Origin of the sequence: Gardnerella sp. DNF00354 (assembly GCF_049262755.1) — a bacterium.
Classification (GTDB): Bacteria; Actinomycetota; Actinomycetes; order Actinomycetales; family Bifidobacteriaceae; genus Bifidobacterium; species Bifidobacterium vaginale.
Map to the genome: position 1 here is coordinate 96,245 of NZ_CP058402.1, position 20,533 is coordinate 116,777.

General features: G+C 43.3%; 18 protein-coding genes and 1 pseudogene. 4 read left to right on the forward strand and 15 right to left on the reverse strand.

What is annotated here, in order from left to right; genetic code table 11:
- The first annotated feature begins 78 nt into the window (after positions 1-78).
- A complete protein-coding gene (locus tag HXT24_RS00380; protein WP_116692654.1) occupies positions 79-1,257 on the forward strand; it encodes an ROK family transcriptional regulator in 1,179 nt (392 codons plus the stop codon).
- A 55-nt stretch (positions 1,258-1,312) separates the two neighbouring features.
- Entirely contained in the window at positions 1,313-2,152 is an 840-nt protein-coding gene (locus HXT24_RS00385; protein ID WP_415681414.1) for an ATP-binding cassette domain-containing protein, read from the forward strand.
- Positions 2,153-2,249: 97 nt separating this feature from the next.
- Here HXT24_RS00385 and HXT24_RS00390 read toward each other — a convergent pair.
- The 3 genes and pseudogenes from HXT24_RS00390 to HXT24_RS00400 form a co-directional block, all read right to left on the reverse strand.
- A pseudogene (locus tag HXT24_RS00390) lies at positions 2,250-3,092 on the reverse strand (IS3 family transposase); the annotation flags it as partial.
- A 5-nt stretch (positions 3,093-3,097) separates the two neighbouring features.
- Complete coding sequence (locus HXT24_RS00395) at positions 3,098-3,649, reverse strand: transposase (RefSeq protein WP_422119407.1); 552 nt, start codon at positions 3,647-3,649, stop codon at positions 3,098-3,100.
- A 117-nt stretch (positions 3,650-3,766) separates the two neighbouring features.
- Complete coding sequence (locus tag HXT24_RS00400; RefSeq protein WP_422119408.1) at positions 3,767-4,783, reverse strand: biotin--[acetyl-CoA-carboxylase] ligase; 1,017 nt, start codon at positions 4,781-4,783, stop codon at positions 3,767-3,769.
- A 110-nt stretch (positions 4,784-4,893) separates the two neighbouring features.
- Between HXT24_RS00400 and HXT24_RS00405 the strand changes: the two genes are divergently transcribed.
- On the forward strand, positions 4,894-7,050 hold the full coding sequence (locus HXT24_RS00405) for a DUF6020 family protein (protein WP_422119409.1): 2,157 nt from the start codon (positions 4,894-4,896) through the stop codon (positions 7,048-7,050).
- A complete protein-coding gene (locus tag HXT24_RS00410) occupies positions 7,047-8,336 on the forward strand; it encodes a helix-turn-helix domain-containing protein (protein WP_422119410.1) in 1,290 nt (429 codons plus the stop codon). The genes HXT24_RS00405 and HXT24_RS00410 overlap by 4 nt, the downstream gene beginning before the upstream one ends.
- Positions 8,337-8,438: 102 nt before the next feature.
- On the opposite strand, the gene rplA is transcribed toward HXT24_RS00410, so the two are convergent.
- The 12 genes from rplA to HXT24_RS00470 form a co-directional block, all read right to left on the reverse strand.
- Complete coding sequence (gene rplA / locus HXT24_RS00415) at positions 8,439-9,134, reverse strand: 50S ribosomal protein L1 (RefSeq protein WP_004112012.1); 696 nt, start codon at positions 9,132-9,134, stop codon at positions 8,439-8,441.
- Between the two features lie 15 nt (positions 9,135-9,149).
- Complete coding sequence (rplK, locus tag HXT24_RS00420) at positions 9,150-9,581, reverse strand: 50S ribosomal protein L11 (RefSeq protein WP_004112010.1); 432 nt, start codon at positions 9,579-9,581, stop codon at positions 9,150-9,152.
- Positions 9,582-9,984: 403 nt separating this feature from the next.
- Complete coding sequence (rplL, locus tag HXT24_RS00425; protein WP_004112006.1) at positions 9,985-10,368, reverse strand: 50S ribosomal protein L7/L12; 384 nt, start codon at positions 10,366-10,368, stop codon at positions 9,985-9,987.
- Between the two features lie 96 nt (positions 10,369-10,464).
- Positions 10,465-10,986 carry a 50S ribosomal protein L10 gene (gene rplJ / locus HXT24_RS00430; RefSeq protein WP_004112001.1) on the reverse strand — a complete coding sequence of 174 codons (522 nt, stop codon included), beginning with the start codon at positions 10,984-10,986 and terminating at the stop codon, positions 10,465-10,467.
- A 437-nt stretch (positions 10,987-11,423) separates the two neighbouring features.
- A complete protein-coding gene (locus HXT24_RS00435; protein WP_004118365.1) occupies positions 11,424-12,818 on the reverse strand; it encodes an NCS2 family permease in 1,395 nt (464 codons plus the stop codon).
- 292 nt (positions 12,819-13,110) lie between these two features.
- Entirely contained in the window at positions 13,111-13,890 is a 780-nt protein-coding gene (gene pstB, locus HXT24_RS00440; RefSeq protein ID WP_004111995.1) for a phosphate ABC transporter ATP-binding protein PstB, read from the reverse strand.
- A 29-nt stretch (positions 13,891-13,919) separates the two neighbouring features.
- Entirely contained in the window at positions 13,920-14,927 is a 1,008-nt protein-coding gene (pstA, locus tag HXT24_RS00445; RefSeq protein ID WP_422119411.1) for a phosphate ABC transporter permease PstA, read from the reverse strand.
- The gene (gene pstC / locus HXT24_RS00450; protein WP_410312048.1) at positions 14,924-15,886 is read right to left on the reverse strand and encodes a phosphate ABC transporter permease subunit PstC; all 963 of its coding nucleotides are present in this window, start codon (positions 15,884-15,886) and stop codon (positions 14,924-14,926) included. Before pstC ends, pstA begins: the two co-directional genes overlap by 4 nt.
- Before the next feature lie 94 nt (positions 15,887-15,980).
- Complete coding sequence (gene pstS, locus HXT24_RS00455) at positions 15,981-17,162, reverse strand: phosphate ABC transporter substrate-binding protein PstS (protein ID WP_032836838.1); 1,182 nt, start codon at positions 17,160-17,162, stop codon at positions 15,981-15,983.
- 283 nt (positions 17,163-17,445) lie between these two features.
- Entirely contained in the window at positions 17,446-18,147 is a 702-nt protein-coding gene (gene mtnN / locus HXT24_RS00460) for a 5'-methylthioadenosine/S-adenosylhomocysteine nucleosidase (RefSeq protein WP_422119412.1), read from the reverse strand.
- Between the two features lie 8 nt (positions 18,148-18,155).
- Positions 18,156-18,635: a hypothetical protein gene (locus HXT24_RS00465; protein WP_422119413.1), complete on the reverse strand. Its 480-nt coding sequence runs from the start codon at positions 18,633-18,635 to the stop codon at positions 18,156-18,158.
- A gap of 617 nt (positions 18,636-19,252) precedes the next feature.
- Positions 19,253-20,512 (reverse strand): 3-deoxy-7-phosphoheptulonate synthase, encoded by a 1,260-nt coding sequence (locus HXT24_RS00470; RefSeq protein ID WP_422119414.1) that lies wholly within the window; start codon positions 20,510-20,512, stop codon positions 19,253-19,255.
- Between the last annotated feature and the right edge of the window lie 21 nt (positions 20,513-20,533).

Below are 20,533 nucleotides of genomic sequence, written 5' to 3' on the forward strand. Positions count from 1 at the left end.
CAACCAATTTAACCAATAAAGAACAAAAGTTTCAAATCAATGAATGACAATTCTTCAAAATATAGATATGCTTATATTATGTCGCATTTATTCGGATCCCAAACTTCATTGCGAGAAGCTAATCGATCTGCATTACTTTCTTACATACGCAGATTTGGTGCAATTACGCAAATAGAGCTTGCTGAAGCGACAGGATTATCAACTGCAACCGTATCAACTCTTGTAAGACAACTTGTAAAAGAAGGGCGGTTGTACACAGAAAACACAATACATAACGGAAGAAGAGCAACACTCGTAGCTTTAGCTCGTAGAAAAGGAATAAGCGTAGGACTAAAAATTAGCAGACACTCTCTAGATCTAATTTTTATTGACTACGAACTTAACATAATCGCGGAACGAACATTACTATTACCAAAACAACATATTCCAGATGTAACTCTCGAACGAGCAACATTACTCATAAATGAAACTTTGTCCAACATAAACGCATCTGCAAAAGAACTAATAGCAATAGGCGTATCTATAACAGCACCAATAGATAAACGTACAAAAACAATAGCAATACCTGGCATTATGCCACATTGGAACAATTTCGACATTATTTCGTATCTACAATCAATTTTTAATATTCCAGTTACTTTAGATAACGATGCAAACTGTTGCGCAGTATGGGAATCAAGAGCAGGATCTGTTACAAAAACCACAGATTTCATATACATAAATACCGATGACGGAGCTGGTGCCTCCATAATGGCAGATGGGAAAATATGGCGCGGCGTAACTGGAATGGCAGGAGAAATAGGGCATATTCAAGTTGATCCACTCGGAAGCATTTGCGCATGCGGAAACCGTGGGTGCCTTAATACTTTTATAAATGAAGAACGAATAACATCGTTATTAAGAGTTACCCATGGAGATCTAACTGTAGAAGATCTTGTACGTTTAGCAAATGAAGGAGACCCAGGATGCAGACGTATCATAGCTGATACTGCAATACGAATAGGAACAGTAGCAGCAGAACTATGTACATCAGTAGACCCTGAAATTGTAGTTATAGGAGGACTCCTAGTGCAAAGTGGATCAGTTTTCGTCGATGCTTTTAGAGAGTCATTGCACCGCTTACTATTCCCTGATGTTTTAACTCCTATACAAGTTGTAGTTGCATCAAATCTTACTAATTGTTCTGCACTAGGAGCAGCACTAGAAGGTATTGATGCTGCAGAAAAAATACATCACAAAACATCTCAACACCTATAGAAATAGGTTGTAATATCGATTGCAATATTATTAGCAATATCAACAAGGAGACGTAATGTACGGACAAAATCCACTCCTACAGCTAAAAGATATTAGCGTAAACTTTGGCTTTACAGAAGCACTTAAATCCATAACACTCGATATTTATAGCAAAGAAATAGTGGCAATTGTTGGAGACAATGGCGTCGGAAAATCCACTCTTATTAAAACAATATCTGGTTTGATTCAACCAACAAAAGGAAGAATGATCTTTGAAGATAAAGAAGTGAATTTGCACTCCATACGAGAAGCAAATGATCTTGGAATAGCAACAGTTTTCCAAGGACAAGAATTTTGCGATAATTTGGACGTTGCATCAAATCTATTCTTAGGCAAAGAGATGCGAAATAAATCATGTCATACACTCAATAAAGATGCAATGGCATGCGAAGCCCGAAAGGCATTACAAGAACTAACATGTGCCATAAGAATACATACTCCAATACGATTACTATCAAGTGGACAACGTCAAACTGTCGCATTGGCACGAATGCTACTATCGGATCCAAAACTCATACTATTAGACGAACCTACAGCTTCATTATCTTTAACACAAACAGCTGAAACACTATCTTATATGAAACGCCTACGATCACAGGGTCGCACAATTATACTGGTATGTCATAATCTTCCAGACGTATTTGCAGTTGCAACTAGGATAGTTGTACTAAGACAAGGAAAAATCGTTGGAAATCATGATGTTAGTGAAACAAATTATGTCCAAATAATCAGAGAAATGACGGGAATAGAGGATGAGGAAGACGATACAATATCTTCATCAATAATAGACAACATAAATGAGAATCAAAAACTAAGTCATAAAAGAAATACGCTTATTAGCAGAAGTACAAAATAAGCTATTAAAGTCAAAACATAAGAACATAAGCCCACATTTGTTCCATTTTTTGGCTGATATGTACCCCTTTTTCTGGACACATATCCCTTTTACTTAATCATATCGCTCGCGTGGATGCTTCCCTGTATTTAACAGGAGGCATCCACCCAGTCTTCTTCTGAATCCTCTCATTATTGTAATAATAAATATATTCTTTTAACGCTCTAGCAAACTCAGTAAACGAAGCATACTCATGCTCATGCCCGTAATACATCTCGTTCTTAAGCCTACCAAAAAACGATTCCATAATCCCATTATCATAACAATTACCTTTACGACTCATAGACTGAATAATCCCATGTTCCTTCAAAACACTCCTAAAATAAGCATGCCTATACTGCCAACCCTGATCAGAATGAAACACAAGCCCTTCAACCATTCGGAAACGTTTAAAAGCCTTATCTAACATGCGTTTTACCTGACCTAAATTAGGGTGCAACGATAAATCATAAGCAATAATCTCATTCGTATGCATATCAAGTATTGGCGAAAGATAACACTTACCCCACTGGAAAGTAAACTGTGAAACATCAGTAGTCCACTTCTGTAAAGGAGCAGTAGTAGTAAAATCACGGTTAATAATATTAGCTGCGACTCTACCAACCTCACCCAAGTATGAATGATACTTCTCCTTCGGACGCTTACCAGCCAGTCGCATAACACGCATTAAACGTTGAACACGCTTATGATTAACCCTAAACCCAAGGTTTACTAGCTCACCATATACTCTTCTAACACCATACCTGCCTTTATGGTGAGTAAATATTTCTTGAATAATACTCATTAAGGTTTTATTGCGTAGTTCTACCACATTTATTTTGCTTAACTCGAAATAGTAAGTAGACTTCGACATTCTTATAGCATGAAGAAGATGTTTCAGCTTATATCCCTGTTTAACGAGTTCTTTTACTGATTCTGCTTTTTCGCCTTGAGTAGAGCAGCTTTCTTTGCCCTCCTCAAGGCATCTAGTTTTTTTAGTATTGCATTCTCCGCTTTAATATACTCGTTTTCTTCACGAAGAAACTTAAGCTCTTCACGCTCGCTCACGGTTAAAGGCTGGGAATTTTTTGTGTTTTTACGACTCATACAAGGCTCTTTTACTGGTTTTTTACGAGTATGTTTTACTAAACCACTATAACCTTCCGTTTCATATATTTGTACCCATCTTCTTACTTGACCTTCCAGTAACCCGTTCTTAATTGCTACCTGTCTCATACTGCTCCCAGAGAGAACTTGATTAACCAAGCAAAGCTCTTCCTTGGGATCCCAATACCGATGTTTTTTAACACGTGGTTTAAGTACTTCAAACCCTTTAGCTTCTACTAGACGCGACCAGTATGAGACAATACCGCGGAAATTATTTCTACTAATAGTATTAGGTGTTGGTAATTCTAGGTTTTGACGGTATAGTTCAACACACTTCTTTTTGAACTCGTAACTATATTTACTAGTTGGCATTAAATACCCCTTTTTTCACTAACAGTCCAGAAAAAGGGGTACATATCAGGCAAATATAGAAACAAACACTGACGCGACGACCTGCCTTCGCGCTTAAAGCGTAACGCGCGAATGCACCTAAATTCGCACAGCACAAACATCGCCAGTGCGAACAGTTATTATCTGCCCAGAATCCTTACGCACTTGAATAGAAGCATCACGCATAAGATTTTGAGCAACTCCTTCTACACTAGTAAAACTTTTTGCGCCAACATCATAAGCATCAGCGTGATTAGAATCGTCAACTCCAGCATCAATACCTAAACCGTCATCATTCGGCGCACGAACAATCACCTTGCGCCCCAACGTCCAACATGCTTCACTCGCCTCTTTAAGCAGATCCAAAGAGTATTCATTCGTATTCTTTACAAACTTCCCCAACCTAATCCTAAGATTTTCCACCAATCGCGCAGCTATATTATCCCCAAGCTCAGCAAAATCTGGCAGATTATCGTAATGCATTTTAAGCGAAGTTGCTTCCTCGATTGGAAGCGACTGCTTATCCATAAAAAGATTTAAACCAATCCCGAAAATAACTCCAATATTAGGATCGACAATATCGCCAGCAACCGTTTTTGGAGTCAAAACAATCTCAGTTAAAACTCCACCTTCTTTACAGTCACCAATAAAAATATCATTAGGCCATTTAAGACTGATCTCGCTATAATCTGGCGATTCCCCATTTTCAATCTGCGTAGCGCCAAACTCTTTTAGCGCGCCAATAATCGAATCTCGCGCAGCAAGACCAGCAATTATAGGAAGCCAGCCATTGTAACTTGGATTCTTAACAATGCTACTTGGCAAAATCGTAGCAAAAGAAGCTAGTAGACTTTCAAATGGCTTACTAACCCATTTTCTACACAATCTTCCTTTGCCAGCTGTCTGATGGCAAGCAGCAACAACACAAATCGCAGGCAACTCGTCTTGTCTTTTTACAAAACAGATATTGCCGCAATCATCAGTACACCCATCAGCGCACCCATCAGCGCACCCATCAGCGAGAATTTTGCGTGCGTAATTCTGCGTTGAATCAATAACTTCAAAATAAACAAAACCGTCTGCAACATTTTTAGTGCGTTCAAAAAAATTACTCATACAGAAATTATAGAAATTTTAATATAATTTAAAAAGATTGTGCAACAGGTATAATTTACACAAGTACTTTACACAAATTACTTATTAGGATTAAAAATCAGTAGGCCAATATGAAATTCATTAAAAATGACTATGCGAGCGCAAAGACAGTCGCAGAACCTACTGATACTTGCAATGCAAAACCAGATACGAAAAACGATATAAAACCAGATACGAAATCTGAAATGAAAATCGATCCAAAAACAAGCACATCAAAAACAAGCTTGACAAAAACATCAATATTTAATCTCGTAAGTCAGCTTGCGACTCAAGCACTAATACTCTTTACTTGCATATGGCTCGCTCTTTGCACAAGCTTAGGCGTGATTTACCGCAATCAGGGATCTTTAACCGATTTTAATTGGGTTAACGCACTTATTTTTGCAGCAGTATTCTGCGTTTATTACGCTATTTTAAGATCCATCATTCATTTTGGGAAAAATAACAAAAACGACAAAAACGACAAAAACGACAAAATACTAAAAATACTAAAAATCACAACTTACAAAATCACAAAACCACTTTTTCACCCATTTAGAAGCATCGCCGCTAAAAAGCCTAAGATAATTTTTTCAATAAAACGTACTCTAAAATGGTGTTTTTACCATTCAACTTGTAGAAAACGAAACATTTTCCTAACACTGATTATCGGCTGGCTGTGGGCACCAATAACACTTCTAGCAGCTTATGGAGCCGATATTTGCTCACAAATCCGAGAATACAGCTGGACATGGAACCAAATAACTGGCATAAAACAACCATACATTGGATTCTTTAGCTTTGTTCCAGCAGACATCTACCCAACAGCACACTATCTTTGGCCGGCAAAACCTACGTATTTAAGCGACCAACACAATATTGTTTTAACATTAATTTACGGTGCCGTAGCAGCAGTATCGCGATATTTTACCGAATCAAACGATGCTGGAATCATACTACTTGCAATTATGCAATTCATTTTTGCAGCATGGTGTTGTGCCGCCACAGCGAACCGATTCCTAAACACACCGTGGGCTAAATCTAAAACAAGCGGAACGCAAACTGCTTTACCAACACCAATCTTCTTCCGCGCAGCCGTAATAATCACATTTTTATTCAGTCCACTTGTAGTTTTTTCAACAATCGCACTAACAAAATCACCATTATTCGCATTTGCATTCGTATGGTGGTTTGGAATATCTTACGAACTACACTGCACAATACAAAACACAAAAATTTCACGCAAACATACGATTCTTGAACTGATAATAAGCGTTTGCATTATGCTAATCGCAGCAAAATACGCGTGGTATATTCTTGTAATTCAATTTGTACTTCTAATGTTTTACAGCATAAAACGTTGGAAAATATGGGTTTTATGCATTCTGCTCCCAACAATTCTTATACACGGAGCCATAATAATAGCCATATCTAGCGGAGCCATAATAAATGGAGATCCTATTGAAAGCCGCGGAGTACAACTTCAGCAAATAGCCAGAATCGCAAAACTAGATCCAAAAAGCATACCTCATAAAGCAGCACGAGAAATTGCGCCAATTTTTAATCTCAACCAAACCGCTGAAGCATACACACCTCAAGACGCAGATCCTGTAAAATCTTCTGGCTTACAGTCTAAAAAAGTGAGCTACCGTTGGCGTTACATTACAAAAGACGACATGAAAAAGTTTAACCACGCATGGTGGCTTATGGTTAAACACAGTCCAATTGTTGCAACGGACGCATTCTTAGCCAAATCCTACGGTTATTTTGACATTCTAGACATCCCTTATGTCGGACCAGAATACTACATAAATACTGACAACATAAAAAACTCAGAGTGGATACGCTACTGGCTACCAGAATGGCGTGCAGGTGTTTCAAATACTGTTGAATCGTGGAGTAATACGCCGATTTTAGGTTGGCTGATTCATGGAAACCTGTATGTTGTTGGCACACTGCTTATCGGAGTTGCAGAAATCGTTCTTAAACGTTGGAAAACACTCGTTTTGCATATTCCTCTTGCGCTGTTAATGGGAGTAATGGTGTTGGCTCCTGCAAACAATTTTGAACGACATATGCTCCCTATTACGTTCGTATTCTTCTTTACGGCTCTAACATTTTTAAGAGAGTCTAAATTGCTTGGCAGAGATAATATTATAGATATAACGTCAAATACAAAAATAGAAAATACTTCACAGTTGCCAAAATTGCCAAAATTAAATATAGAAACGATTGGAGGTGACAAATGAACAACGAACTTTACGATAGCGCGGTTGCTGGCGACTCTACTGCTGACGCAACCAGCAAGCTTTATGACGTAGACTATAGTACTACTAGCAACATCACAGAAGATGTTGATTTTCTAACAATTCTTACAGGAATATTGCCAAACGGAAACAATATTTATAATAGGAACTCAAACGAAGCTAAGGAAAAATCGCAAGCAACCAGCGGTGAAAAAGCCGAAGAAACTCAAGACCAAAACCAAACAGAAACACATAAAAAACATCATCTTTTATGGCGCAGAAAACAATCAAACGAAACTACAGAAAAAGCTACTATCACAACACCACAATTTACGCCACTGCCATGCGCGCCAAAAAACGAAGACACAAGTGGAATATTTGACAATCGAGACGGAAAAATCTTCGACTCAGCAACCCGCCTGCGACTACACACAATAATTGGAGCGTGCCTGATGAACGGCATTGCAGACGGCCGCGTAAGCGCACTAATGCACCTCTTGCAATGGCAAGAAAATACGCGACTCCTGGCAATAGCTGGTACATACGAAACACTCGACATAAACGAAGACAGTCCAACACGAAAAACAACAACTCACGCGCCGCAAAACAACACAGACACTTTACGACGAACCATATGGACGCAACTTGGCGCATGTGGAGCATACGATGCGATAGTAGACCGCGTTCAAAAAGACGCAATTACATCTAGAACAAAAACATGGAAAATAGCCGCAAAACCTCAAGCAAAAGAAGACGATGAATTTCCTGCCCCGTCACACATAATCATCCTAGCTTTAAAAGAAAACCCAAACCAAGACGCGCTAAACAAACTTTGCGAAGTATTTACAAAATCAGGTAAGCCAATTTGCATAAGCGAAATTGCAGTCGGCGCACAAGAAATATGCGAAGAAATCACAGCAACTCTAGCAGCGCTTGCTGTTGCGCCATCTGTAACACATTTGCCACAAATAATACGATGCGACGACGTTCTGCCAGAGCGCGCGCTTATAGGCGACGAAACCGCCGTAGAAACCTTGTACACTAAGGTGTATCAGAGCTTGGCACCATACAACCCAGACGACCCGACTTTGCAAACAGTCGACGCTTTCTTGCGATTTGGCGGCGCACTAGACCAAACTTCACACAATCTTAATGTGCACCCAAACACAATACGATATCGTTTGCGCAAAGTTGCACAAACAACAGGCTGGGACGCCACCGATCCGCGTGAAGCATACGTTTTACAAACTGCAATTACGATTGGGCGCATCCGCGATTCTGCGCGCTAAAGCAAAAAGAGCTAAAACAAAAAGCGCCGAAAACAATGAATTCTATAAAAGAACACACTATTTTCAGCGCTAATAAAATTACTCAGCTATGCTTGGCTAAAATCACGCAGCAATGCTTGCAATATCCACTGGAACACCAGGAGCCATCGTAGAGGTAATCGTTACCTTAGTGATGTAACGACCCTTGATGGTAGTAGGCTTCAAGCGGCGAATCTCATCGGCAACAGCCTTGAAGTTCTCTTCAAGAGCCTTCTCGTCGAAGGAAAGCTTGCCAAAGAGGAAGGAAAGATTGCCCTGACGATCAACGCGGAACTCAATCTTACCACCCTTAATATCGGCAACAGCCTTTGCAACATCCATTGTAACGGTGCCAGTCTTAGGATTTGGCATCAAGCTACGAGGACCAAGCACACGACCAAGGCGACCAACCTTGCCCATCATGTCTGGGGTTGCAACAACGGCATCGAAGTCAAGGAAGCCACCGGCAACCTTCTCGATAAGCTCGTCATCACCAACGATGTCTGCGCCAGCTTCTTGAGCCTCAGTAGCCTTTGGACCACGAGCAAACACCAAAACCTTAGCGGTTTTACCAGTGCCATTAGGCAAGTTTACAACGCCACGAACCAACTGATCAGCCTTGCGAGGATCCACATTAAGGCGCATAACAGCCTCAGCAGACTCGTCGAAAGCGTGCTTTGGCATGCTCTTAAGCAAAGCAATAGCCTCAGCTGGGGTGTAAAGGTTGTTGCGGTCAATCTTCTCAGCCGCTTCACGATACTTCTTAGAACGCTTCACCATTTTTTCCACTCACTTTCAGTCGGTAACGGTAATACCCATCGAGCGAGCAGTGCCCGCGATAATCTTCATACCAGCTTCAACATCTCGTGCAGAAAGATCTGGCATCTTGATTTCGGCGATTTCGCGCACCTGAGCCTTGGTTACAGAACCAACCTTGTGGGTCAATGGGTTCTCGGTGCCCTTAGGAATGCCAGCAGCCTTAAGCAACAAAGCAGCAGCTGGTGGAGTCTTAAGAATAAATGTAAAGGAACGATCTTCGTAAACAGTAATCTCTACTGGGACAATCTGACCCATCTTGTCCTTCGTCTGGTCGTTATAGGCCTTGCAGAAGTCCATGATGTTTACGCCGTGGGAGCCTAAAGCAGGACCCAGTGGTGGGGCTGGATTTGCTTTACCAGCCTGAATCTCGAGCTTAATAAGCGCAGAGACTTTCTTTTTTGGAGCCATAATATGGTTCTTCTTTCTTTTGAAGCGGTTCATTCGGCGCCCTAAAACGTTGATATTAAGCCGTTTTAAGGATCCTCCCGCAACTTATATTGCTGTGCTGTGCTAGCGGATTACTCCTCCAGTCACAAGCTTTCCTATTATGCCACTTTGCCGCGACGATTTGGTGAAATGTTTTCCCGAGTTTGTACGTGTTTTAGGCCAAATGTGGTACAAAATCCGTCAACTATTTCCGCATGTTGTAGCTCAAAACAGCGATTAGAACAATAAAAATGCGGCAAGGAATCCGTGAAACCACGAAAACCTTGCCGCGTTCAAAACGCATTCGCGACTAGTGCACTAGCAAATCACTAACTAGCAAATTGCACCAGCAACCAGCCGCCTGCGTTAACAAAAGAGCCTAGAACTACTTAAGTTCAACAGTTGCGCCGGCTTCTTCGAGAGCAGCCTTAGCCTTGTCGGCATCTTCCTTCTTAGCCTTCTCGAGGACTGGCTTTGGAGCATTGTCAACAATGTCCTTAGCTTCCTTCAAGCCGAGGCCAGTCAAAGCCTTAACAGCCTTGATGACGGCAACCTTCTGAGCACCTGCAGAAGCGAGAACAACGTCAAACTCGTCCTTCTCTTCCTCAGCAGCGCCAGCGGCAGCGGCTGGAGCAGCAGCAACAGCAGCTACAGGAGCAGCAGCCTCAACATCGAACTTCTCTTCAAAGGCCTTGACGAACTCAGAAAGCTCGACGAGGGTCATTTCACCGAAAGCTTCAAGAAGCTCTTCGCTAGTGAGCTTAGCCATAATGGCTTCCTTTCTTACTTGGCCAGACACACCTTGTGCCTTAGAGCCATAACATTTTTATTATTTTTTGGTCTCATGCAGCAAGCTGCAAGGGAATCAAGCGGCCTTTTCCTGCTTCTCGCGCAAAGCGTCGATAGTACGCACTGCCTTGGTTGGCAAAGCGTTGAACAGGTAGGCGGCCTTGGACATGGTGCCCTTGAGCGCGCCAGCCATCTCGGAAAGCAATTCTGGGCGAGACTTGAGGTCTGCCAGCTGCTTGGCGCCTTCGGCATCGTAAACGGTTCCATCTGCGAAACCGCCCTTGATGACGAGGGTCTTATTCTCTTTGGCAAAATCACGCAAGGTCTTAGCAGCCTCAATGAAATCGCCCTTTACAAAGGTGATTGCAGTTGGGCCAGCAAGAAGCTCATCAAGACCTTCAATGCCCGCTTCCTTAGCGGCAATGCGAGCAAGCGTATTCTTAGCCACAGAGTAGGAAGTATCGCGGCCTAGCTTTTCGCGCAGAGAAGAAATCTGCGGAACTGTAAGCCCGCGGTACTCGGTAAGGTAGACAGCGTCGGCGTTACGGAACAAATCCGTAAGCTCTGCAACTACCGCTTCCTTTTCGGGCCTCTTCATGGCGTTCCTTCCTAAATTGGCCGTCGGAATGGAAATAACATATCAAAAAAGCCCTGCGCACGGCAGAGCATCCAAAAAACACATAGTGTTAAAAAGTTTGTGAAAAATCGCAAATAAATCGCAACAATCACTGCTCAACCTGTGCTGGCATGACACATCATTTTCAGGAATCTTTCGACTCCACCAACGGTCTGTGGTTTACGTTGGGCAAGTTTAATACCTACTTGCGACAATGTCAATATTTTTTCGCAAACTTTATAATTTATTTTTATTTAAGATTATTTAAGAGCGTACTCAACACGCGCGGTTGCTTGCGACTTATCCCAAACTAACGCGGAAAAGTCGAAAGCAACCGTACGCACCAAATACGCTCTTAAAATAATTAATTAAATTAATATCTAACTAATATCTAACTTAACTAATACAAACTAACAGATTTACAAAACTGCGTTAGCAACAAAGTCAAGAATGAACAAAAGCGAAACAATCCAAAGCATTGGATGAACGTCTTTAGCACGCTTCTTGCAAGTCATAACTAAGCAGTACATGATGAATCCAGCGGCAATGCCGTAAGAAATCGAGTAAGAGAACGCCATAAACACGGCAGCGAAGAACGCAGGAATTGCTTCGGAAATATCGTCCCAAGCAATCTCCTTCAGCGAGCTTGCCATCATGCAGCCTACAACTACAAGCACGCCAGCCGTAGCAGCAGCAGGAACAGCGCTAGCCAAAGGCGCAAGCACAATCGAAAGCGCAAAGCACACGGAAACAACTACAGAAGTCAAACCAGTGCGACCACCAGCACCAATACCAGCAGCAGACTCAACGTAAGTAGTGGTGTTAGAAGTACCGCAAATTGCGCCAACCGAAGTTGCAATCGAATCAGCAAACAGCGCGCGATCCATCTTGGAGCTAAAGCCAGATCCGTTTTCCAAAGCCTTCTCATCTGCCTCAGAGAAAATGCCAGTTCTGCGACCAGTACCAATAAACGTGCCAAGAGTGTCGAAAGTATCCGACATAGAGAAGGCGAAAATAGTTACCAAAACAAGCGGAATGCGTGCTGGATTAGAGAAGAGAGCAGGGAAACCTTGCGGACCAAAAATAGCACCAAAGGTGGTTGGAAGCTGAGCAAAAGCATCTGTAACAGAAACAGCGTTATTTAACGAAGTCAAGCTAAGCGGAATACCAATCAAAGAGGTTGCAATAATCGTAATAAGCAAGCTTGCGCGAACCTTAAGAACAGTAAGAACAATAGCCAAAACAAGTCCAATAAGAAATAGCCACAAAACAGGATTGTTAATAACTGCAAGACCTGGAATAGCAGCAGTTGGCTTACTCTTAGCAGCGGCAGCAGGATCCTTGGAAGTAAAGGTGATTAAGCCAACGCTCATAATGCCAACGTATGCAACGAATAAACCAATGCCACCACCAATCGCATGTTGCAACGAAGTTGGGATGGCACGAATAATCATCTTACGAATCTTGGTAACGGTAATAATAATGTTAATTAAACCGCACAAGAACACCATGCACATGGCTTCTTGCCAAGTAAAATGCAAGCCAAAGCAAACTGTGTATGTGAAGAATGCGTTAAGACCCATGCCAGCAGCTTGAGCGTAAGGCACGTTAGCAAACAAGCCCATAACAAGCGTGCCAATAATTGCTGCGATGATTGTAGCGAGGAAAACGCCACCCTTAGGCATGCCAGTTTGGCTTAAAATCATTGGGTTTACGACGATAATATACGACATTGCAAAGAATGTAGTGAGACCTGCAGTGATCTCCGTTGATACATTCGTGCCGTTTTCTTTGAGATGGAAGAACTTTTCCATAAACTCTCTGTTCCTTGGTTTACAGCGCAAAAGACCATAAAAAGCGTGGCGATAGCACTTGAGCAATCGCGGACGCAATTACATTTGGGCATTCACGCAGAGGTTACTGCGACTCGCTCGACGCACAAAGCACAAGCCGAATAAACACGCTAGAAAACTCGCGAAATTTGAAACGACTTATAGAACTTTGAACAACCGAACAGGTTCGACCTTACGCGCACGTGCTGACCAAAGAAAATCATGTAAAGAACCATGCAAAGAAAACGTGTAGTGGATCGCACGAATGCAAAAATCACCCAAAGCGGCCAGAAATGTAGCGTTCCGCCTCCGTATTGCGCGGATTGTTGAACATAGTGGTTGTATCTGCAAAATACTCAAGATGCCCTGGTTTTCCAACAGCCTTAAGGTTAAAGAACGCAGTGTAATCGGCCACGCGCGCAGCCTGCTGCATGTTATGCGTTACAATCACAATCGTGTAATCACGCTTAAGCTCGTTAATCAAATCTTCTACAGCAAGAGTAGAAATCGGGTCAAGAGCAGAGCAAGGCTCATCCATAAGCAGCACCTGCGGATGCACAGCCACAGCTCGCGCAATACAAAGTCGTTGCTGCTGGCCGCCAGAAAGCCCGATTCCTGGCTTATCGAGCCTATCTTTAACCTCATTCCACAAATTCGCGCCACGCAAAGCCCACTCAACTAGGTCGTCGGCATCTTGCTTTGAAATATGGCGATTATTTAAGCGAACTCCTGCAAGAACGTTTTCTCGAATAGACATTGTTGGGAAAGGATTTGGGCGCTGGAACACCATTCCAACATCTCGGCGAACGGCCACAGGGTCCACATCTTTGCCATACAAATCGCGGCCTTCAAGCAACACTTGACCTTCCACGCGAGCGCCTGGAGTAATCTCGTGCATGCGGTCTAAAGTGCGCAAAACCGTTGATTTTCCACATCCCGAAGGCCCAATAAAAGCCGTAACCTTGTTTGGCTCAATGCTTATGTTAACGTCTTCTACTGCTAGAAAATCACCATAGTAAATGTTCAAATGCTTAACATCAATGCGCTGACCCATTTGCGCCTCACTTTCTAAAATCCTTCGTCTTACTTTGCTTTTACTGAAAACACGCGCGCCACAACTCGCCCAACAATATTCAGCAACAAAACAATCACAATCAAGGCAAGAGCCGCTGCCCATGCTCGCTCCATTGGAATCGTAGTAACGCACGAAGATGGCGCGTTAGCTGGGCAATTCGCCGAAAGCTTTGAATACTCTTGGTAAACGTACACTGGCAAAGTGGTCATTTGCCCGTCAAAAAGATTGAAATTCGTGGATGCAATAAACCCAGCTGCCATTAAAAGCGGAGCCGTCTCTCCAACCACGCGCGCAACCGCAAGAATGCAGCCAGAAACAATGCCAGGCAAGGCGGTTCGCAACACAATTTTTGTAATCATGCGCTGCTTTGTAACACCTAGAGCCAGCGCCGCTTCTCTTAAATCATTCGGCACAATTTTTAGCATTTCTTGACACGACTTAACAACAGTCGGAAGCATAAGCAGCGAAAGCGCAACCGACCCTTCAAAACCGTTGATTGTTCCAGGACCCACAAAAATCGTAAAGCTAGAAAACGCAAACAAGCCAGCCACAATCGAAGGTATTCCGCTCATAACGTCTACAACAAGATTAATCAACGTAGATAAGCGACTTCCTCGCGCATACTCAATCAAATACACGGAGCACATAATTCCAATCGGAATCGAAATCAGCATTGCGCCAAAAGTAATCTCCAAAGTTCCAATAATGGCGTGCAAAATACCGCCGTAACCGCCTGTGCCAGTAGCAACGCCACCAACCACATACGTCATATTATGCGTTAAAAAGTCAAGGTTTAGTCGCTTAATGCCGTTTACAATAGTCGTAAAAAGCAAAGAAAGAAGCGGAATTAGAGCAACTACAAAAGACAGGAAGATTAGCACGCGCATAAACGCGTCTTTTCGCTTGCGGCTTGCGATTCTAGAGCGCGTTGGGCGGAACTTGTTAAAGTCGATTTTTGGGGATTCGCTGCTTGCGCTAACAGAGCCAGCTTGTAACGATTCTGAATTTTGCATCATGCACTCGCCTTTCCCGTGATTTTGCGAGCAATAAGGTTTACAGCGAATGAAATAACAAACAGCACCAAACCTGTAGCAATAAGCGCGCTAACACCCAATCCGTTGGCTTCTGGGTATTGCGCTGCTATGTTTGCTGCAATCGTCTGGTTTTGTGAAGCTTGCAAAATGTTGAATTTAAAGGTGAATCCTGGAGACAAAATCATAAGAACTGCCATTGTTTCGCCCAAAGCGCGACCAAGACCAAGCATAGACGCGGAAACAATTCCCGACTTTGCAAACGGCAAAACCGCTAGCTTTATCATCTCCCACTTTGTGGCACCAAGAGCAAGCGCACCTTCTTGCTGCAATCGCGGAGCTTGCTGGAAAATGTCTCGCGCCATAGAAGTTATAATCGGCAAAATCATAACAGCAAGAACAACACTAACGGTTGCAGCGCTACGCGAAGGACTTGCCGCAGGACCTGCAAAAAGCGGAATCCAGCCAAAAATGTGCGAGATAAACTTCCAGAATGGGTATATGGATGGAACTAGCACCAATCCGCCCCAAAGACCGTAGATTACGGACGGAATCGCAGCAAGCAAGTCGACTACACCACTTAAAAGCGGCACCATTTTTGGCGGAGCATAGTGGCTTATAAACAGCGCGATTCCAATCGAAACAAAGAATGCAAGGAGCAGAGCGAGCGCAGACATAAGAACAGTTCCAAAAACCATTGGCGCTACGTAGCTTAGGAAATCGTGCGCTTTACCGCCCGTAAAGTCTAAAAATACTTGACTTACTTGGCTTTTGTTTGCGCCTACAATCGGCCACGCTTGAAACAGCAAGAACAGCGCCACAGCTGTAAGCACCATTAAAATCAGCAATCCGCAAGCAATAGCTACGCTTTTGAACAAGCGGTCGGCAAAATGGCCACTTTTGCGCACATCTTTACTGATTTCAGTTCTTTGTTTAGAACTCACTCATGCTCCTTTTGTAGTCATTATATAAATGCTATCAGTAGCAATATATTGACTACTCTATTAACTACTCTAAAATCTTTGCAAAATGCTATTTTTACTTGCCTATAGACTGAATCGACTTGTTAATCCTGCCCATAAGCTTTTCTGGCAAAGGCGCAGTTCCAGCAGCACCTTGAGCCGCAGCCTGGCCATCTTTGCTAGTAACGTAGCTAAGCCAAGACTTTGCAAATCGCGCGGTTGCAGCATCTTTGTAAGCACCGCACACAATATCGTAAGAAACTAGCACAATTGGGTAAGCGCCTTTTTCTTCCGTCTTGTGGTTTATTTTAACAACAACGCGGTGCTTTGATTTTGCTGCAGCATCTTCGTCAACCTTTGAATCATTAACGGTTATAGAGCCACCTTCTGGGCTAATCTCGTTGTAAGAATCTCCCACTTTTACTGCCACAGTTCCAAGCTTTCCAACTTGCGAAAAGTCCGCGTATCCAATCGCTCCGTCTGCCATGCGGATTGTGGAAACAACGCCAGACGTGCCTTTTGCGCCCTGACCCACGCTATTTGGCCAATTTTCGCTAAGATCGTAGGACCAATCGCTTGGCGCAACGTCTTTTATGTAGCTTAAGAAGTTCTGCGTCGTGCCAGACTTATCGGACCTGTGAACAACTGTAATCGGCTTATCTGGTAGCTTTAGCTTTGGATTTTGCGATTTAATCGCATCATCATTCCAACGCGTAATTTTGCCGTCGAAGATTTTTGCGATTGTAGAAGCATCCATATTTATGTGTTTTCCAGCATCCGAAATGCCTTTTAGATTAAAGATTACTGCGATTGGAGAAACGTATACTGGAACGTCGAAAGCCGTAGTGCCATTTGCACAAACCGACTTTGACTTTTCTAACTCGTCATCGCTTAGCGATTTATCGGACCCAGCCCACGCTGTGGCTCCCGTCATAAACGTTGTAACTCCTGCACCCGAGCCAGTTGGATTATATGCGATTTTTGCGCCAGGATTTTTGGATTGGAATCCTGCAATCCACGCTTCTACAGCAACCTGCTGGGAAGATGCACCCGAACCTTGGAAGTTTCCTACGATTTTTGCGCTAGTATTTGCGGACGATTGCGAATTACTTGCAGGAACATTATCTCCACAAGCTGCAAAGCTCACTAAAGTTGCGGACGCTAGCAATCCTGCTGCAATCGCGCGAATGTTCAAATTTGTGTTCAACTTGATTGATTTATTTTTTACTGCATTATTTTTTACTGCATTTTTACGCATATTCTTCATTCCTTTCAAGAAGAATTGCCATCATGCCAGCCAATCTGCGTTTCTCGTATAACCTACCGCAAATTTTCCTCTTAAACTATTTAAACTAATGTCTAAAACTGGCATCTTTTATTTCTTATTACCTTTTTTCTTCTATTAACGATGCCAATCATAAGAGGGGGGTAAAAACCTTGCCGCCAAAATCTGATTGCACTCAGAAAATGGCGGCATTTAGCGCTACTCGCCTTTTGTTTGGCGATGCAGCACGTCGGCGACCACATCGGCGTGTTGAATTCTACAAATTCCTAACAATATTTACCGTCATTTTTGCAGCTGTATCCGCGTATTCGGATATGTCGAAAGTGTGAAACTCCTCGTATTTTGTGTCTGCATTGTCGCTCATTGCGCGCACAACTAACGCTGGAACGTCGTTTCTTGCAGCAACGTGAAGAATCGCAGCGCCTTCCATTTCTACAGCATCCGCTTGAGTCGCCTCAATAACTTCCGCCACTTTTTCGGGCGTGTCTACAAAATATCCGCCAGAGGCGATTGTTCCCAAAATGTGGTTAATGCCCATCTTTGTTAAAACGCTGTCTGCAGTTTTAAGAAGATAATCGTCTGAATGATATTCGTTTGTAAACGGTTTCCACTGACTAATCATGCGCATGTCGGTGTCTAAATATCTTAATGTTTTTCCAAGAACAACATCATTCGTATGCAAATTTTTATTAAGATTTCCTGCAATTCCCGAAAAGATTACGGCCTGCGGCTTGTACGCATCAATTAAATACTGTGCAGTTGCAGCGGCATTTACAAGTCCCATTCCGCCAACTGTTGCAGCAACTTCGATTTTTCCGCCATCTTCGCATTCAAGCATGCCGCAAGATACATCTAAGCTGGCTGCCTTATTATGCTTAACATTGCTAAGAGAAGCGGCAATGTGCGCAACTTCTTCTTCCATAGCGCCAATAATGGCAATTTTTGTAAACTTAGGCATTTGTCAAATCATCCTTTAATATTGTGCGTTGCATTGCGTTTAATCAAAAATACGCTTACACAACACATAATAACAAAAGACGCGGTTGCAATTTTTAGCGAAGCACTACACGTGAATTCAAACCAAGGATTTGTAGCGGGAACATTCAAAAACTCCATGATTTGATTTTGAAGCGAAATAAACCCAAAGAAAGACGCTATTAGCAAAACGCAAATTATAGAGCCAACAACAAGACGCCATCCGCGCACAAAAACGCAAAGCACAATCAACGTAATAAACGGAACAATAACGCTAAACCATAGTGCGGAACAGGCAACAACAGTGTAGCCTTTGCTGTGAGTGCCGCGATACCACGCAAACGCCAGAAGAAATGCGCCAGCAAGCAGAAGCGCAAAAATCGCGTATCGCGCAATCGTCAGGGCGCGGCTTAAAGCGCCATCTTTATCTTTAGGAAGACTGTTGTACTCGGGGGCTGGCGATTCGCACATTTTGCACTCCTTTGTTCAAAAATGCTGCATATTTGAGGTTTTATTGTAATGGTTTGCACCTAAAAAAAATACGGCGTGTCGCAATATAATCGCACTACAAGAAAAATCGAGAATCTCGGTGTTTAAGCGATACGCAATAGTTCAAGCACGTAAGAGGGCTGGGTGATTCTTGGTCGAACAGTATAAGAGCGGCAGCCGATACCAAATAATCCAATGATCAACCACTACAAACAAACTTAAACGAAAAACAAAATCAAAGCCAAATCGGAACAACCGCAACAACAGACAACACGTAAGAGGCGGAGCGTTGTGCGAATCGACGATTTCGAGCTGTGTAATGCGCGAGAAATCACCTCGATTCGCTGAGCCGCTCAAACGTAAAGTCCAGTGGACTTTACGTGCGGCGAAGACGCGAGCGCGGCTAATCCGCGCGAGCGTAAACACCCAGCCCTCACACAACACCAAGTAAGGGAAATCGTTCGCGCGGTCTAAGCGCGCGAACGTCTTCGCTTGCGTTGAAAGCACACTGTGCTTTCAACCTTAAGCAAGCTCAGCGCTCCGAATTGCCTTTTCGCGCTACGCTTTAAGTGAAAAGGCAGGTCGTCGCGCGCGACGAATCAAGACTTAATTCGGCGAGAAGAAACAGACTGCGCAAGAGTGTTAAGCAATTGCTCAGTATCTTCCCAAGAAATGCATCGATCCGTAATCGACTTTCCGTACTCAAGCTCACTCAAAGGCGCAGAATCTTGGTTTCCGCCTTGCAAGAAGCTCTCCATCATAACGCCTTTAATACCTTTTTCGCCATGTGCAAAACGATCCGCAATATCTTGCACAACTTGAATCTGGCGATTCTCATCTTTGCCCGAATTTCCGTGCGAGCAATCGATTACAACGCCATTAGACGCCACGCAATCCGCGCCGAGCCTCAAACGAACCGACGCAACAGCAGCTGCAACAGAAGCCGCATCGTAGTTTGGACCCTTGCTAGAGCCACGCAAAACAACATGACAATCAGGGTTTCCAAGTGTTTGTACAGCGCAAGCGCGTCCAAGATGGTCGATTCCAAAGAAAGTGTGATGCTGACTAGCTGCCAAACATCCATTGACGGCGGCTGTAACAGAGCCATCCGTTGCATTCTTAAATCCGACTGGCATAGAAAGACCGCTAGCAAGCTGGCGATGAATCTGCGATTCCGTGTTTCGTGCGCCAATCGCACCCCAGCTAACCGCATCTGCAATAAACTGCGGGCTAGTCGGCTCCAAAAACTCGGTTGCTGCAGCCAAACCAGCGTCCAAAACGCCAAGAAGCGTGCGACGCGCCAAAAGCAAACCCTTGTGAATATCGTGCGTGCCGTCAATATCGGGGTCGTTAATCAAGCCCTTCCAACCAACTGTTGTGCGCGGCTTTTCAAAGTAAACGCGCATAACAATCAAAAGTTCACCTTCGAGCTTTGCGCGCAAATCAGCCAAACGAGACGCGTAGTCAAGAGCTGCCTTAGGATCATGCACAGAACACGGTCCAACAATAACAAGAAGGCGGTCGTCATCTCCATTAAGGCATCTGCGGATCTCATCGCGTGACTCTGCAACAATATCTTGCGCATACGGAGAAAGTGGCAACTCACCAAGAACTTGTGCAGGAGTGGGAAGCGGCTCCAACTCCAACACGCGACGGTTGATTATACGATCTACTCCAACCTGGTCTTCCCAGCGCTCGAATTTAGATGAATCGAGTGGATTTTTCCCTTCTTCAACAGCTTTTTTAACAGCACGAGCATCCGAGTGATTTAAGGCATTGCTGTTAAACGATTTACAATTAAGATCACTTGTACTAGGCTCAATACCACTAATATCGCTGCTATTAATATCCAACTCCATAATCACCGCCAATCTTAAGCA

Excerpts from the sequence above, each read along its gene's own strand:
- pstS (WP_032836838.1), bottom strand. The coding sequence starts at position 17,162 with ATGCGTAAAAATGCAGTAAAAAATAATGCAGTAAAAAATAAATCAATC.
- rplL (WP_004112006.1), bottom strand. The coding sequence starts at position 10,368 with ATGGCTAAGCTCACTAGCGAAGAGCTTCTTGAAGCTTTCGGTGAAATG.
- HXT24_RS00405 (WP_422119409.1), top strand. The coding sequence starts at position 4,894 with ATGAAATTCATTAAAAATGACTATGCGAGCGCAAAGACAGTCGCAGAA.
- HXT24_RS00380 (WP_116692654.1), top strand. The coding sequence starts at position 79 with ATGTCGCATTTATTCGGATCCCAAACTTCATTGCGAGAAGCTAATCGA.
- pstA (WP_422119411.1), bottom strand. The coding sequence starts at position 14,927 with ATGATGCAAAATTCAGAATCGTTACAAGCTGGCTCTGTTAGCGCAAGC.
- mtnN (WP_422119412.1), bottom strand. The coding sequence starts at position 18,147 with ATGCCTAAGTTTACAAAAATTGCCATTATTGGCGCTATGGAAGAAGAA.
- HXT24_RS00400 (WP_422119408.1), bottom strand. The coding sequence starts at position 4,783 with ATGAGTAATTTTTTTGAACGCACTAAAAATGTTGCAGACGGTTTTGTT.
- HXT24_RS00395 (WP_422119407.1), bottom strand. The coding sequence starts at position 3,649 with ATGCCAACTAGTAAATATAGTTACGAGTTCAAAAAGAAGTGTGTTGAA.
- HXT24_RS00385 (WP_415681414.1), top strand. The coding sequence starts at position 1,313 with ATGTACGGACAAAATCCACTCCTACAGCTAAAAGATATTAGCGTAAAC.
- HXT24_RS00465 (WP_422119413.1), bottom strand. The coding sequence starts at position 18,635 with ATGTGCGAATCGCCAGCCCCCGAGTACAACAGTCTTCCTAAAGATAAA.
- HXT24_RS00410 (WP_422119410.1), top strand. The coding sequence starts at position 7,047 with ATGAACAACGAACTTTACGATAGCGCGGTTGCTGGCGACTCTACTGCT.
- pstB (WP_004111995.1), bottom strand. The coding sequence starts at position 13,890 with ATGGGTCAGCGCATTGATGTTAAGCATTTGAACATTTACTATGGTGAT.
- HXT24_RS00470 (WP_422119414.1), bottom strand. The coding sequence starts at position 20,512 with ATGGAGTTGGATATTAATAGCAGCGATATTAGTGGTATTGAGCCTAGT.
- rplK (WP_004112010.1), bottom strand. The coding sequence starts at position 9,581 with ATGGCTCCAAAAAAGAAAGTCTCTGCGCTTATTAAGCTCGAGATTCAG.
- rplA (WP_004112012.1), bottom strand. The coding sequence starts at position 9,134 with ATGGTGAAGCGTTCTAAGAAGTATCGTGAAGCGGCTGAGAAGATTGAC.
- HXT24_RS00435 (WP_004118365.1), bottom strand. The coding sequence starts at position 12,818 with ATGGAAAAGTTCTTCCATCTCAAAGAAAACGGCACGAATGTATCAACG.
- rplJ (WP_004112001.1), bottom strand. The coding sequence starts at position 10,986 with ATGAAGAGGCCCGAAAAGGAAGCGGTAGTTGCAGAGCTTACGGATTTG.